The organism is Streptomyces sp. Xyl84 (genome assembly GCF_059731885.1).
Genome location: NZ_AP029182.1, coordinates 6,312,209 through 6,326,249 on the forward strand (window position 1 = coordinate 6,312,209; position 14,041 = coordinate 6,326,249).

Annotated in this window: 10 protein-coding genes; 3 read left to right on the plus strand and 7 right to left on the minus strand. The window is 74.7% G+C overall.

Annotation, left to right across the window (positions count from 1 at the left end):
- Positions 1–56: 56 nt before the first annotated feature.
- The 3 genes from AC6I72_RS27505 to xylB all read right to left on the minus strand — a co-directional run bounded on the left by AC6I72_RS27505 (position 57) and on the right by xylB (position 3,773).
- Positions 57–662 carry an N-acetylmuramoyl-L-alanine amidase gene (locus AC6I72_RS27505; protein WP_498003820.1) on the minus strand — a complete coding sequence of 202 codons (606 nt, stop codon included), beginning with the start codon at positions 660–662 and terminating at the stop codon, positions 57–59.
- A gap of 379 nt (positions 663–1,041) precedes the next feature.
- Positions 1,042–2,250: an ROK family protein gene (locus tag AC6I72_RS27510; RefSeq protein WP_498003821.1), complete on the minus strand. Its 1,209-nt coding sequence runs from the start codon at positions 2,248–2,250 to the stop codon at positions 1,042–1,044.
- A gap of 74 nt (positions 2,251–2,324) precedes the next feature.
- On the minus strand, positions 2,325–3,773 hold the full coding sequence (gene xylB, locus AC6I72_RS27515) for a xylulokinase (RefSeq protein WP_037854742.1): 1,449 nt from the start codon (positions 3,771–3,773) through the stop codon (positions 2,325–2,327).
- Positions 3,774–3,954: 181 nt separating this feature from the next.
- Here xylB and xylA point away from each other — a divergent pair, with 181 nt between their 5' ends.
- On the plus strand, positions 3,955–5,121 hold the full coding sequence (xylA, locus tag AC6I72_RS27520) for a xylose isomerase (protein WP_498003822.1): 1,167 nt from the start codon (positions 3,955–3,957) through the stop codon (positions 5,119–5,121).
- A 56-nt stretch (positions 5,122–5,177) separates the two neighbouring features.
- Here xylA and AC6I72_RS27525 read toward each other — a convergent pair whose 3' ends face one another.
- The 3 genes from AC6I72_RS27525 to AC6I72_RS27535 all read right to left on the minus strand — a co-directional run bounded on the left by AC6I72_RS27525 (position 5,178) and on the right by AC6I72_RS27535 (position 11,081).
- Positions 5,178–6,551 carry an esterase-like activity of phytase family protein gene (locus AC6I72_RS27525; protein ID WP_498003823.1) on the minus strand — a complete coding sequence of 458 codons (1,374 nt, stop codon included), beginning with the start codon at positions 6,549–6,551 and terminating at the stop codon, positions 5,178–5,180.
- Positions 6,552–6,846: 295 nt separating this feature from the next.
- Positions 6,847–8,220: an SWIM zinc finger family protein gene (locus tag AC6I72_RS27530; RefSeq protein WP_498003824.1), complete on the minus strand. Its 1,374-nt coding sequence runs from the start codon at positions 8,218–8,220 to the stop codon at positions 6,847–6,849.
- Positions 8,217–11,081 (minus strand): SCO1167/SCO6262 family helicase, encoded by a 2,865-nt coding sequence (locus AC6I72_RS27535; protein WP_498003825.1) that lies wholly within the window; start codon positions 11,079–11,081, stop codon positions 8,217–8,219. Before AC6I72_RS27535 ends, AC6I72_RS27530 begins: the two co-directional genes overlap by 4 nt.
- A gap of 265 nt (positions 11,082–11,346) precedes the next feature.
- Here AC6I72_RS27535 and AC6I72_RS27540 point away from each other — a divergent pair, with 265 nt between their 5' ends.
- Together AC6I72_RS27540 and AC6I72_RS27545 are read left to right on the plus strand one after the other, a co-directional pair.
- Complete coding sequence (locus AC6I72_RS27540; RefSeq protein WP_498003826.1) at positions 11,347–12,405, plus strand: fatty acid desaturase family protein; 1,059 nt, start codon at positions 11,347–11,349, stop codon at positions 12,403–12,405.
- Between the two features lie 205 nt (positions 12,406–12,610).
- Positions 12,611–12,793, plus strand: coding sequence for a tail-anchor membrane protein (locus AC6I72_RS27545; RefSeq protein ID WP_037854733.1), 183 nt, complete (start codon positions 12,611–12,613; stop codon positions 12,791–12,793).
- Between the two features lie 145 nt (positions 12,794–12,938).
- On the opposite strand, the gene AC6I72_RS27550 is transcribed toward AC6I72_RS27545, so the two are convergent.
- Entirely contained in the window at positions 12,939–13,901 is a 963-nt protein-coding gene (locus tag AC6I72_RS27550; protein ID WP_498003827.1) for a hypothetical protein, read from the minus strand.
- Positions 13,902–14,041: the final 140 nt, after the last annotated feature.

Here is a 14,041-nt window from a genome sequence, read left to right on the forward strand (position 1 = left end):
GGGTGACCCGGCGTGGCCACGGGCGGGCGGGGCGCCGCGCGGGCGGACGGTCCCGGTCAGTCGAAGTTGACCATTCTCAGGTAGCGGACCCAGTCCCAGTTGGGACCGGGATCGGTGTGGTCCGTGCCCGGCACCTCGTAGTGCCCGATGATGTGCGTGCGGTCCTTGGGGATCCCGTACCGGTCGCAGATCGCCGAGGTGAGCCGGGCCGACTGCTCGTACAGCGCGTCGGTGAAGTACGCCGGTCTGTCCACCCACCCTTCGTGTTCGATGCCGATGCTGTGGGTGTTGTAGTCCCAGTTGCCCGCGTGCCAGGCGATGTCGGATTCGCGGACGCACTGGGCGACGTGTCCGTCGGCGGACCGGACCAGGTAGTGCGCGGACACCTTCTTCTGCGGGTTCTGGAAGATGGCCAGGGTGTTGGCGTAGGTCTCCTGGGTGACGTGGATGATCACCCGGTCGAGGGAGTAGCTGCTGGGCCGGTCGGACGCCGTGTAGTTGGAACTCGAAGCGGGCTGCCAGTCGGTGGGCGGGTAGTCGGTGGCCAGGGGACGGGGGCGCGCGGTGGCGCGGGCGGCGGGGAGCAAGGCGGCGGGGACGGCGGCGAGGGCGGCGCCCTTCAGGAGGCGCCGTCGGCTGGGCTGGGATCCTGCCCGGTCCATGGGCGACGACCTTTCTCGTGGGGGGAGTCCCGCTTGTCTCGGGGGCTCGTTCTTCGTGGAGGTCCGTGTGCCGAGGAGGTTCGCGTTCCGTAGAAGTTCGTGCGGTTGCGTGGGGGTGTGTCCGCCGGTGGCGGTGAGTCTCGCGCACAGCCGGGCGCTCCGTGCGGAGCCCGGCCGCGTGTCCGGTTGGTGTCGCACACCTCGGTGGCGGTGGTGCGACCGGGTGGGTACGGGCCGCCGTCGTGAGCCCGCGGACGGCGCCTCGCGTGAATCACGGTACGGCGCGCAGGGGTTGGGCAGAAGAGCCCGGCAAGGATCCGTGGACGGGCGGTGGATTGTGGACAACGCCGCCACTCGGACGAGTGAACTGCGCCGGGTTTCAGGCGCGTTCGGCCACGGCCGCCGGGTCGTCGAGAACGGCTCGGACCACCGCGTGCGCGGCGCCGAGCAGCGGGCCCTCGGGGCCGAACCGTGAGACGGTCACCGGGCAGGCCGGTCCCGCGGTGCGCCGGTCCAGTTCGGCCTCCAGCGCGGGCAGCAGCCAGGGAGCGAGCCCGGCCAGCGCCCCGCCGAGCACGACGGACCGGGGGTCGAGCAGGTTGACCGCGCCGGTCAGGGCCACACCGAGCGCCCTGCCGGCGTCGTGCAGGGCCCGCCGTACGTCCTCGTCCCCTGCGGCGGCGCGGGTGGCGAGCAGCCCGACCCGGCCCTCGCCCGCCGCCATCCCGGCGGCCCGCAGCACGGCCTCCTCGCCCGCGTACTGCTCCAGGCAGCCCCGGCCGCCGCACGGGCACGCGGGCCCCTCCGGCTCGACCGGGACGTGCCCCAGCTCGCCGGCGAAGCCGCGGGTGCCGCGCAGCAGCCGGCCGTCGACCACCAGCGCCGCGCCGATGCCGATCTCCGCGGACACGTGCAGGAAGTCCGGCGGCGTGTCCTCGCCGAGCCAGAGTTCGGCCAGGGCGCCGAAGTTCGCCTCGTTGTCCACCGTCAGGGGGTACGCGCCGGGCAGCAGGGTGCCGAGATCGGTGTCGCGCCAGTCCAGGTTGGGGGCCCGGACGACGGTGCGGCCGTCCCGCGCGACCAGGCCCGGCACGGCGACGGCGAGTCCCGCCGGCCACAGACCCTGCCCCTCCGCCTCGGCGACCACCTGGGATATGAGCGCGGTGAGGTCCTCGGCCACCGGCTCCGGGGCGCGTCCCCGGTTCGTGCCGTGGCGTACGGCCCGTGCCCGGACCTTCCCGCGCAGGTCGACCACGCACGCCGCGAGGTGGTCCACGCCGACCTCCGCCCCGATCCCCGCCGGTCCGCGTCCGCTGACGGCGAGCGCCGAGCCGGGGCGGCCCACCCGGCCGGGCCGCTCGGGCCCCAGCTCCTCCAGGAGACCCGAGCGGATGAGTTCGTCGACCAGCGTCGACACCGCCGCCCGGGTGAGCCCGATGCGCGAGGCGACCGCGGCCCGCGACAGCGGTCCCTCGGCGCTGACGGTGTGCAGGACCCGGGCGAGGTTGCGGCGGCGCATGCCCTGCTGGGTGTCGGACAGCGCACGTCCCGGACCGGTGGGGCGGGGCTCGTTCAGCGGTGCGGTCATGCCTGCGTCGTCCTCGGTCGGTGTACGGCGGCGGGGCCGCACGGTCGTGCCCGGCCGTGGCCCCGCCGGTCCTGTCAGTGCTCCCGCGTCCCCCGCTCCAGCAGCGGCGCCGCGTCGGAGAGTACCCCGGAGATCCTCTCCAGCGTCGCCTCGTCCCGCTCCACCGGGTCGAGCACCGGCCCGTCGGCCGTCCTCCAGCGGCGGGCCACCGCGGCCGGGTCCTCACCGGTCAGCAGCCCGGCTGCCTGGGCCGCGGCCCCCAGGGCGACCAGTTCCCTGGCCTCGGGGATGCGCACCGGGCGCCCCGAGAGCCGGCGTACGGTCTGCTGCCACGCCGTGCCCCGGGCGCCCCCGCCGATCAGGACCAGGGGGGTGGTGCGGTCGGCGTCCCGGTCCAGCACCAGGTCCAGTGCGCCGAGCAGCGAGTGGACGGCCCCGTCGTAGGCGGCCTGCAGCAGCTGACCGGCGGTCGTGTCGTGGCGCAGGCCGTGCAGCAGGCCGGAGGCGTTCGGCAGGTCGGGGGTGCGTTCGCCGTCGAGGTAGGGAAGCAGGGTGACGCCGCCGGCGCCGGGCTCGACGGCCTCGCGGTCGAGCCCCAGCAGCGTGGCGATCCGGTCGACGGCGAGCGTGCAGTTGAGGGTGCAGGCCAGCGGGAGCCAGTCGCCGCGCGCGTCGGCGAAGCCCGCCACCGTGCCGGAAGGGTCGGCGGGGCGGTGCTCGGAGACCGCGTAGACCGTCCCCGACGTGCCGAGGCTGAGGACCGGGGTGCCCGGGCGCAGCCCGAGGCCGAGCGCCGCGGCGGCGTTGTCCCCGGTACCGGGCGCCACCAGGGTGCCCTTGGAGAACGGCAGGTCGTGGATGTCGCGCACCGTCCCGGCCACTTCACCCGGGCGCACCACGCGGGGCAGCAGAGCGGGGTCGAGGCCGACCCGGGTGAGGATCTCCTCGTCGTACGCCTCGTCGGCGGACGCCCACCAGCCCGTCCCCGAGGCGTCACCGCGGTCGGTGGTGCCCTGGCCGGTCAGCCGCTCGGTCAGGTAGTCGTGCGGCAGGCGCACGGCCGCCACCGACCGCGCCGCCTGCGGCTCGTGCTCGGCGAGCCAGGCCCATTTGGTGACCGTGAAGGACGCGCCCGGCACGCTGCCCGTACGGTCCGACCAGGCCTTCGGGCCGCCCAGCTCGGCCACCAGCCGGCGCGCCTGCGGGGCCGAGCGCACGTCGTTCCACAGCAGGGCGGGACGTACGGGGTCCCCGTGCGCGTCCAGGGTGACGAGCCCGTGCTGCTGGCCGCCGATCGACACGGCGGATGCCTCGTGCGCCGCGTCCCCGCACTGGTGCAGCGCCGCGACCAGCGCCTCCCACCACTGGCGCGGGTCGCTCTCCCGGCCGGCTCCGGTGGACACCGTGTGCGGTGCCTGGCCGCTCGCCACGACCCGGCCGGTGGCCGCATCGACGACGAGCGCCTTGGTGGACTGGGTGGACGAGTCCACACCGACGACGAGCGGACCCTCGGCTGCTGACATCGGCTCTCCTCTTTTTTCGCGGCTCATGGAGGTCTGACCTGCGGTTTTCCTGCTGCGTCGGGGTCGGATCCGGACGCTGCGGACCGGTCGGCGCCCCGATGTCCCTTCCCAGGGACGCGTCGGCATACTAATTTGTAAATCGCCATGACGAAATAGTCGCAAGCGAGCAAGGAGCCGCGGCATGAACTACCAGCCCACCCCCGAGGACCGGTTCACGTTCGGTTTGTGGACCGTCGGCTGGCAGGGACGGGACCCCTTCGGCGACGCCACCCGCCCCGCCCTCGATCCGGTCGAGTCGGTCCAGCGCCTGTCCGAGCTGGGCGCGTACGGCGTGACCTTCCACGACGACGACCTGATCCCCTTCGGGTCCTCGGACAGCGAGCGCGAGGCCCACGTCAAGCGTTTCCGGCAGGCCCTGGAAGCGACCGGCATGACGGTCCCGATGGCCACCACCAACCTCTTCACGCACCCGGTCTTCAAGGACGGCGCGTTCACCGCCAACGACCGTGACGTGCGCCGCTACGCGCTGCGCAAGACGATCCGCAACATCGACCTGGCGGTGGAGCTGGGCGCGAAGACCTACGTGGCCTGGGGCGGCCGGGAGGGCGCCGAGTCCGGGGCGGCCAAGGACGTGCGTGCGGCACTGGACCGGATGAAGGAGGCCTTCGACCTGCTCGGCGAGTACGTCACCTCCCAGGGCTACGACCTGCGCTTCGCGATCGAGCCCAAGCCGAACGAGCCGCGCGGCGACATCCTGCTGCCCACCGTCGGCCACGCCCTGGCCTTCATCGAGCGCCTGGAACGCCCCGAGATGTACGGCGTCAACCCGGAGGTCGGCCACGAGCAGATGGCCGGTCTGAACTTCCCGCACGGCATCGCCCAGGCCCTGTGGGCGGGCAAGCTCTTCCACATCGACCTCAACGGCCAGTCCGGCATCAAGTACGACCAGGACCTGCGCTTCGGCGCCGGTGACCTGCGCGCCGCGTTCTGGCTCGTCGACCTGCTGGAGAGCGCCGGCTACGACGGCCCGCGGCACTTCGACTTCAAGCCCCCGCGCACCGAGGACTTCGACGGTGTGTGGGCCTCCGCGGCCGGCTGCATGCGCAACTACCTCGTCCTCAAGGAGCGCGCCGCCGCCTTCCGCGCCGACCCGGAGGTCCAGGAAGCGCTGCGCGCGTCCCGCCTCGACCAGCTCGCCCAGCCCACCGCCGCCGACGGCGTGCAGGCGCTGCTGGCCGACCGGTCCGCCTACGAGGACTTCGACACCGACGCCGCCGCCGCGCGCGGCATGGCCTTCGAACACCTCGACCAGCTCGCCATGGACCACCTGCTGGGCGCCCGGGGCTGAACCGGGGCCGCCGGGTGGGGCGCACGCGCGCGTGCACCCCACCCGGCGACGCGGCCTCAGATGCGGTGCGGCAGCCGCACGTAGGTCACCGTCGTCTCGACACCGCTGTCCACCAGACGCCCCCGCGCGTCGAACGCCTCCGCGCCGTCCGTCATCCCGAAGTCGTTGTCGTTGACGAGGGCGAGCGTCTGGTCGTCCACGCGCGCGACACCCTCGATCTTCCCCGGCACCCCGGGGACCTCGCCCAGGTCGACGGCCAGCCGCTTGCGCAGCACCGGCACACCGGCCGCCGCCGGGTCGTCGAGCTGCTCCAGCGACGGCGAGGCGGTGTCGTCGTCCCAGCGGCCGCCGAGGATGTCCGCCCGGCGCTCCAGCCGCACCAGGTGCAGCCGCGCCGCCCTGTCGGTGCGCTCCTCCACCAGCAGCCGGTCACGGCCCACCGCGACCACGGAGGAGATCTTCAGCTCGGAGGTGTCGTCCTCGCCGGGATCGACCACGCCGACCGGGTCGAAGCGGTACGCGTACTCGGCGGTGACCGCCCGCTCGCGGGGCGAGAAGCGCAGCAGCCGGGTCGTGCGCGAGGCGTCGCCCGCGTCCGCGTCGGGCAGTGACAGCGGGCTCTGCAGGGCCATCACCAGGTCGCCGCCCGGCAGTTGCGCCAGACCCTCGAAGCCGCGGTTCGTCTTCCGGTGGAGGAGGACGGACGGCAGCGCCTCCACCACCGGGTAGTCCGCGCCGGTCAGCCCCAGCCCCTCGGGCACGTACCGCGTGAGCACCCTCCCGCGCGCGGAGACGTGGACGAGGGAGGGCCCGTACTCGTCGACGAGCCAGAACGAGCCGTCCGCCGCCCGGACGATGCCCTCGGTGTCCAGACCGTCCGGGTCGTACGCCAGCGCCGTCCGGGCGTCGTAGGAGTACGGTGCCTCGTCACGGCCCGCCTGGTCGGGCAGGCCGGTGACCGCTCTGCCGGAGGCTGTCGTCAGGGGAATCGCATCCAGTACCCGTACCTTGTCGCCCGACACGCGGATCTTCACGATCGCCGGGTCGAAGCCCGGCACGGGGAACGTACGGCGCTTCTTTCCGGCCACCTTGATCTGGCCGTTGGGCCCGCGGTCGGTGACCGTCCAGAACTCGCCCTGGCGGCCCGCCGGGTAGATGTCGCTGCCGATGCCGCCCAGATCCACACCCCGGTCGTCGTCCACCGTGCCGGGCAGCAGCCGGTTGCTGAACGCGCCGAGCGGGATGTCCGGGAGCGTCGCCGTGCGGATCACGCGGGCGTCGCCGGTGCGGTCCGCCCGCGCGGCACGGGCAGCGCCGGCGGGGGCGGCCGCTGCCGTGCCGGCGGCGGTGAGCGCGGCGAGCAGGGCGAGCGGGAGCCCCGCCGCGAGAGAACGGTGGATGCGCCGCCGGCCGGGGGCGTGCGAGGACATCGGGCCTCCTGAGAACACAAGTGCGCTGACAGCGGCCAGCGTTGGGCCACACGGGCAACGGCCGCGGACGGGCAGGTGAACGACGGGCGTCCGCGGGCCGTCGGCCTGGGGACGGCCGGGCGCGCCGCCCCCGGGGCAGGGGCATTCCCTGCCCCGGGCGGCACGGCCTCTCGCATCAGCCCCCGCACACAACCCTTACTGCACCGGACCGGGCTGTCTCAGGCGGGCACGCGCCGACCCGGGCGACGCACATGCGGTGCCGGCCCTTCACGCGGCCAGGGGGCAGGGTGGGTGGTCAGGAGCCTTCCAGGGCAGCGCCCGGGGCGGTGGTGTCCTGCGCCGTCGCGTCCTGCGCCGTCGCGTCTTGCGCCGTCGCGTCCCCCGCGGGGGCGCCCTGTGCGGTGGCGAGTGCGGTGGCCGGGTCCTGGGCGGCGGCGCCGGCCGGCTCCCAGTGGCCGTTGTCCTTGCGGAAGGGCCACCAACGGCCGTCCTGTCCGAGCCGGAGCTGGTGGGCCGTGCCGACGACGGTCCACCGGTTGCCCGTGGCCCGCAGCGAGGGCCGGTCCTCCTCCCAGGCCGACGCCAGCGCGGCACGCGCGCGTGCCTGTGCCTCGCCGTCGGGGGTCCACTCCTCCTCCAGCACGGACAGTCCGGCGGCGCCGCCCGTGCGCCAGGCCCGTACGGCCCGCGCGAGCTGTGCCCTGCTCCGTCCCGAGCCCTTGGCCAGCCGGTCCAGCAGGACGTCGTCCGCGCTCCCCGGGCGGCCGGTGCCGTCGACGCCCTCCCGCAGGCCCGCGGCAAGGCGCACGGCGTCCTGCGCGGCCGTGAGGCCGTGGTCCGCCGGATGGCTGAAGGGCGCGCCCTCCCGTGCCCCGAGGAGCCACCTGTGAGCCGTGGCCGCGGTGTGCGCGGCCAGGAACTCCAGGGCGGCCGGGTCGATCCCGGGCGGCGGGGCCGCGTCGGTGCCGAGCGACGGCGGCAGGCCCGGTCCGGCGAGGGGCCCGGGCGGAGGCGGCAGTGCCGGCAGGGTGCGTCCCGGCGCGTAGGCCGCCGCTGCGTCCACGCCGTCCGGCGCGCTCGGTGCCTCGCCCCCCGCGGTGTCCCGCGCGTGCAGCTCGCCGAACAGGGTCCGCTCGTCGCAGCCGCGCATGAGCAGCAGCACGAAGGGGTCCTGGTCCAGGAGGCGGGCCACGAGGTGGCACAGCGCGCTCGTGTGCCCGCAGTGGTCCCAGGCCTCGCAGTCGCACCGCGGTTCCAGGTCGCCGATCCCCGGCAGCAGCTCGATGCCGGCGGCCGAGGCGTCCTCGACGAGATGAGGCGGCAGGTCGCGGTCGAGGAGGGCCGCCAGGTGCCCGGACCGTTCCACGACCAGGTCGAGGAACCGGGCCCACTGGGCGTCGGACAACCGCTCCAGCAGGACGTCCGCACGGTGCGCCGTGCGGTCCCGGTCGTGCACGACGGCGGTGATGCGGCCGGGGCGCACCGACACCGCGCCCACCGCTCCCGAGCGGGCGAGGCGCCGTCCGGTCCGCACCTGCTGCCCGTCCAGCGCCGTGTCCTCCAGCGCCTTCAGCCAGGCGTGGCCCCACCAGGTCTGCGCGAATCCCCGTCCCTGCGCGGGAGGCAGCGCGGCGAAGGTCCGCTCCGGGTCGGTGTCGTGGTCGCTCATCGGGATCCTCCTCGCAGCTCCACCAGCGCGGCCAGTTCGGCGTCGGTCAGTTCGGTGAGCGCGGACTCACCGGATCCGAGGACCGCCTCGGCGAGGCCCCGCTTGCGGCGCAGCAGGTCGGCAATGCGGTCCTCGACCGTGCCCTCCGCGACGAGCCGGTGCACCTGCACGGGCCGGCGCTGACCGATGCGGTACGCCCGGTCGGTGGCCTGCGCCTCGACCGCCGGGTTCCACCAGCGGTCGTAGTGCACGACGTGTTCCGCGCGCGTGAGGTTCAGTCCTGTGCCCGCGGCCTTCAGCGACAGCAGGAACACCGGGACCTCGCCGTCCTGGAAACGGCGGACCGACGCCTCCCGCTCGGCGACCGGTGTGCCGCCGTGCAGGAACAGCGACCGTACGCCGCGCGCCGCCAGGTGGCGTTCGATCAGCCGCCCCATCTGCACGTACTGCGTGAAGACCAGCACGCTCGCGTCCTCGGAGAGGACGGTGTCGAGCAACTCGTCCAGCAGCTCGAGTTTCCCCGACCGCCCGGTGAGCACGGGCCGTTCCTCCTTGAGGAACTGCGCCGGGTGGTTGCAGATCTGCTTCAGGCCGGTCAGCAGCTTCACGACCAGTCCGCGCCGGGCCATGCCGTCCGCGCCGGAGATCTCGGCGAGCGTCTCGCGCACCAGGGCCTCGTACAGCCCGGCCTGTTCCCCGGTGAGCGTGACGGCGTGATCGGTCTCGGTCTTCGGCGGCAGTTCGGGCGCGATCCCGGGGTCCGACTTGCGGCGGCGCAGCAGGAACGGTCCGACCAGCCGCGCGAGGCGTTCGGCGGCGGCCGGGTCCCGGCCGCTCTCGACGGCCTGCGCGTACCGGGTGCGGAAGGTGCCGAGCCGGCCGAGCAGACCCGGCGTCGCCCAGTCGAGGATCGCCCACAGCTCGGACAGGTTGTTCTCCACGGGGGTGCCGGTGAGCGCCACGCGCGCGCCCGCCCGGATGGTGCGCAGCTGACGGGCCGTGGCCGAGTACGGGTTCTTCACGTGCTGGGCCTCGTCGGCCACCACCATGCCCCAGGCCACCTCGGCCAGTCGCGGTGCGTCCAGGCGCATCGTGCCGTACGTGGTCAGGACGAACTCGCCGTCCGCGAGGTCCGCCAGGTCGCGCCGGGCCCCGTGGAAGCGGCGCACGGGCGTACCCGGTGCGAACCTCTCGATCTCGCGCTGCCAGTTGCCCATCAGGGACGTCGGGCACACCACCAGTGTCGGGCCGCCGGCCGCCGGGTCCTGCTCCCGGTGCAGGTGCAGCGCGATCAGCGTGATCGTCTTGCCGAGACCCATGTCGTCGGCCAGGCAGCAGCCGAGTCCGCCGGCCGTCATCCGTGCCAGCCAGCCCAGGCCGCGCAGCTGGTAGTCGCGCAGCCGGGCGGCGAGCGCGGCCGGCTGCGCGACGGGCTCCTGGGCCTGCGGTCCCGTGAGGCGGTCCCGCAGGGCCGCCAGCCATCCGGTGGGGCGGACCTCGACGCTGTCGCCGTCGACCTCGGCGGAGCCCGTCAGCGCGGCGCCCAGGGCCTCCAGGGAGGTGATCTTCCGGTCCTGCCGGGCTCTGGCGCGCCGCAGTTCGCCGGGGTCGACGAGCACCCACCGGTCGCGCAGTCTGACCAGGGGGCGGTTCGCCTCCGCCAGGCGGTCGAGTTCGCCGCGCGTGAGCCGCTGACCGCCCAGCGCGAACCACCAGTCGAAGGCGAGCAGGGCGTCGGCGGACAGCGCCGCTCCGGGCCCCGGCGAGGCGCGTCGGGAACCGTCCGCGCCGTCGGGCGGCCCCACGGTCGCACCGGATGTCAGCCCGCGGGCCGTCTCCGCGGGCCAGTGCACCTCCACCCCGGCCGCGGCGAGCGCCCGCGCGCCCTCTCCGAGCAGGCCGGCGACGTCTTCGTCGGCGAGTTCGAAGGTGTCCGGCACGGCCGCCGACAGCAGCGGGGCAAGGGGCGGCCAGGCCCGGACGGCCCGGCGCAGCGCCAGCAGGACGTCCGTCCTGGCCCCGGGGCCGAACGTCGCGCCCATGGCCTCCGGCTCGTCCCAGATCCGCGCCGCGTCGGCGACCCGCGCGGGGCCGCTCACACTGTGCACCTGCAGCACGGCGCGGAACCGCGGATCCGGGCCGCCCTGGCCGGCGGTGTCCAGCCCCGTCACCTCGACGCGCAACGAGACGCGCACCCCCGCGTCGTGGCCCGCGGCCACCTCGGCGGCCCATGCCCGGTGCTGCGGTACGTGCCGTGGTTCCCGGACCGCGTAGGCCGCCGCGCCCGTGACGAGGGGCGCGGCCGGTGAGCGGGGCAGGGTGTCGGCGACGGCGTCCAGGAAGGCACGCAGCAGGTGCTCGGGGTCGGGCAGCCGCGGCTGCTCGGTGCCGTCGAGCGGCACGGCGTGCGCCTCCGGCGGCATCGCGGCGGCCAGCGCGCCGGCCTGCTCCGCGTCGACTCCGTGCAACGGGGCCGCGCGCCAGGCGTCGTGATCGCCCGCCGAGACGCCCGGCAGCAGCAGGCCGCGAGCCGTGAGGTGCAGGCCCAGCATCGCTGCCGCGCCCCAGAAGACGGTGGCCCGGTGGCCCTGCCCGTCCTCACGCGCGCGCGTGAGGACGGGCAGGGCCACCCGCAGGGGGAGAGTGACGGCGGGAACGGTCACCCGCGCGACCGCGTCGTCGCGGGGAATGACGACCGTCAGGTCCGTCACGGGCACCTCGGCCGGTGCCGTGGGAGCCGAGCCGTCGGGCCGCCAGAAGGCGACCCGGCCGCTGCGGGCGGGGTCCGAAGGCAGGAACACGGCGCAGCAGCGGGCGAGTTCGGAGAGGTCGGGCGGTGTTGCCGGGGAGATCCTCTGCACGGCGACGCTGATTCCTCAAATTTGACTACTGGGTGAGCCGCCGAGGGTACAGCACCATGGCGCCCCCTGGAGGGCGGTGCGGCAGTGACGTGCGCCACCGGAGGCAGAGGTGCTGCCAGCCCCCGGTCACCCCCTGGGGCCACCCCCCGCCCGGCCTGTAGGTGACCCCCCGGCGTGCCGGGGTGCTGACGCCATGGTCGGCGCAGGGCCTCGATCCCTACGTTTGCTCAGGTCAGGCCGTTACCGAGAGACCGGAGACCCCGCCATGCCACAGCCCGCCGCAACCGTCGCGGACGGTACCGCCGAGAGGGCCGGCGGACCGTCCGCCGGCGGCAGTGAATTCGCGCCCCTGCTCCGCACCGTCAGGAGCCAGGAACTGCTGGGCCGGCGGCACGGCTGGTACGCGCGCGTCATCGCCGGCAACGCGCTCGCCCTCGCCGCGGTCGTCGCGGGGCTCTTCCTGATCGGCGACTCCTGGTGGGCGCTGCTCCTGGCGGTGCCCTTCGCCGTGCTCTTCGCCCGCACCGCCTTCATCGGCCACGACGCCGGCCATGCGCAGATCACCGGCCACAAGGCGGTGAGCCGGGTGATCGGGCTGGTGCACGGCAATCTGCTGCTCGGCCTGAGCTTCTCCTGGTGGAACGCCAAACACAACCGGCACCACGCCAACCCCAACCACATAGAAAAGGATCCGGACGTCGCCGCCGACGTACTGGTCTTCACGGGCGGGCAGGCCGGTGTCCGGCAGGGCTTCCGCCGCTGGCTCACCCGCAACCAGGCCTGGCTGTTCTTCCCGCTCACCCTCCTGGAGGGCATCGCGCTCAAGGTGCACGGCTTCCAGGACCTGCGCCGCCAGTCCCCCCGGGAGCGCGCGGTGGAGGGCACCCTCCTCGTCGCCCACGTGGTGCTCTACACGGCGTTGCTGCTGGCCGTCCTGTCACCGGGCAAGGCGCTGGCGTTCGCCGCCGTGCACCAGGCACTGTTCGGACTGCACCTGGGACTCGCCTTCGCACCCAACCACAAGGGCATGGAGATGCCCGACCCGAACGGAGACCGCTGGGGGCACCTGCGCCGTCAGGTGCTCACCTCCCGCAACATCCGCGGCGGCGTCCTGACGGACTGGTTCCTCGGGGGACTCAACTACCAGATCGAGCACCATCTCTTTCCCAGCATGCCGCGCCCGCACCTGCGGCTCGCCCAGCCCCTGGTGCGCGCCCACTGCCGGGACCTGGGCATCCCCTATGCGGAGACCGGCCTCGTCGACTCCTACCGGCAGGCCCTGCGCCACCTGTACGAGGTGGGGGAGCCGCTCAGGGCGGAGTAGCCGGGGCGGAGCAGTCGTCGGCGGAGCAGCGGGGCGGCCGCCGTTCGGACCGGGCGGCCTGCTGAGGGACAGACCCGTAGGGGACAGGACTCCGGGGTCTCTCAGGGGTGTCTAGGGGACGTCTGGGGGGCGCGGCCCGGAACCGCCCGAGCCGCGCAACCGTTTCCACGACAGAGAGCGGCAGTGGCCGCGAAGGAGGCGACAGATGTCGAAGAACGCGAAGATCGCCGTCGGTGGAGTGGCGGTCGGACTGATCCTGTGGATCTGGCTGCCCTGGTGGGCCGCGCTCCTCATAGTCCTCGGCGTCCCGGCCGCCGCCTACCTCGCGCTGGACCCCTCCCAGCGCCGCAGGCTGCGCCGCGTCACCCGCAAGGAACTCGGCCGCTGAGGCACGGCTGCCCGGCCCCGGCCCCGGCCGTCGCCGCGCAGGGCCGGCCGCGCGCCCGCCCGGCTTCCCCCGGGCGGGAAACCGCGTGAACCGCCCCGCCCGGTACGTCGGCCAGGCATGTCGGCCAGGGACGGCGCAGCTGTTCTCAGCTGGGGCGTACCGCCAGCTTGTCGAGGGCCTGCAGCAGGCCGGGCAGCTCGGGCCCCCGGCCGACCGGATGGACCTCACCGGGTTCCTCGTCGAGGAGGACGAACGCGATGTCGTCGGTCCGGGCCACCATCGACCAACCCGGTCCGTCGGCGCGCAGGGTCCGCGCCTCGCCCGGCGCGAAGGAGGACCGGACGCGGCCCACCGGAGGCGGTGAGTCCAGGTACGCACGCGCCTGGGCCAGGACACGCCGGACGGCCCGGTGCCCCGGGAGAGCCTCCTCCCGGGGTTCGCTCGGCGTGCCGCCGTCCGCCGCGGACCCGCGCCCCTCGCCGCTTTCCCGCGCCCTGGCGCCTCTCCCCTCTTCCCCGGCCGCACCGGCCCCTGCCTCCCGGTCCGTTCCGGCAGCGTCGCCGCCCGGGTCCGGCACATCGCCGCTCCGCCCGCGCGGGGCGGCGAAGGCGTCGTCGTCGAGCTGTTCCCGCCACGCCGTCCAGCGCAGGGCTATCTCGTCGGCGCCCAGGCGCCGTTGCGCCGGCCCCCAGGTGCTGGTGTCGGGCGGCACCAGTAGCGGACCGTACCCCGCCTCCGGGGCGGGATCATGGGGTGCGGGCACACCCGGCGCCGCGACCGCGACGGCCAGCGGCCAGCCCGGCAGCGCGGCGACGACCGTGCGCTCGTCCGGCGACAGGTCGTACTCCATGCCGCAGTCCCAGGAGGCGATGGCCACGGCCACCAGAGACACGTCGTCGACGACGACCGTCCACCGTGCACCGGCACCGTCCTGACCGAGCACCAGCCCGTACCCGTCCGCCGCCGGGGCCAGACCGAGCGCCGCGCAGGCTTCGGGATAGTCGTCGCCCAGCACGCTCGGGAACTGCGCCGGCGTCAGCAGCACCGCCGTGAGCACGTAGAGCGCGTCATCCGCGGCGGTGACGGCTTCCTCGTCCGTCCCGGCCATCCCAGCCTCCCCATCGGTTCGTCCAACGGCGCGCACCCTAGTGCGCGCGGAAGGCGGTTGTCACGACCCGCGTCACCTGTCGGACCTGCAGTTTTCCTCCCCGGAGGGGGCAAACGACCGCACCGCGCGCCGACGGCTGC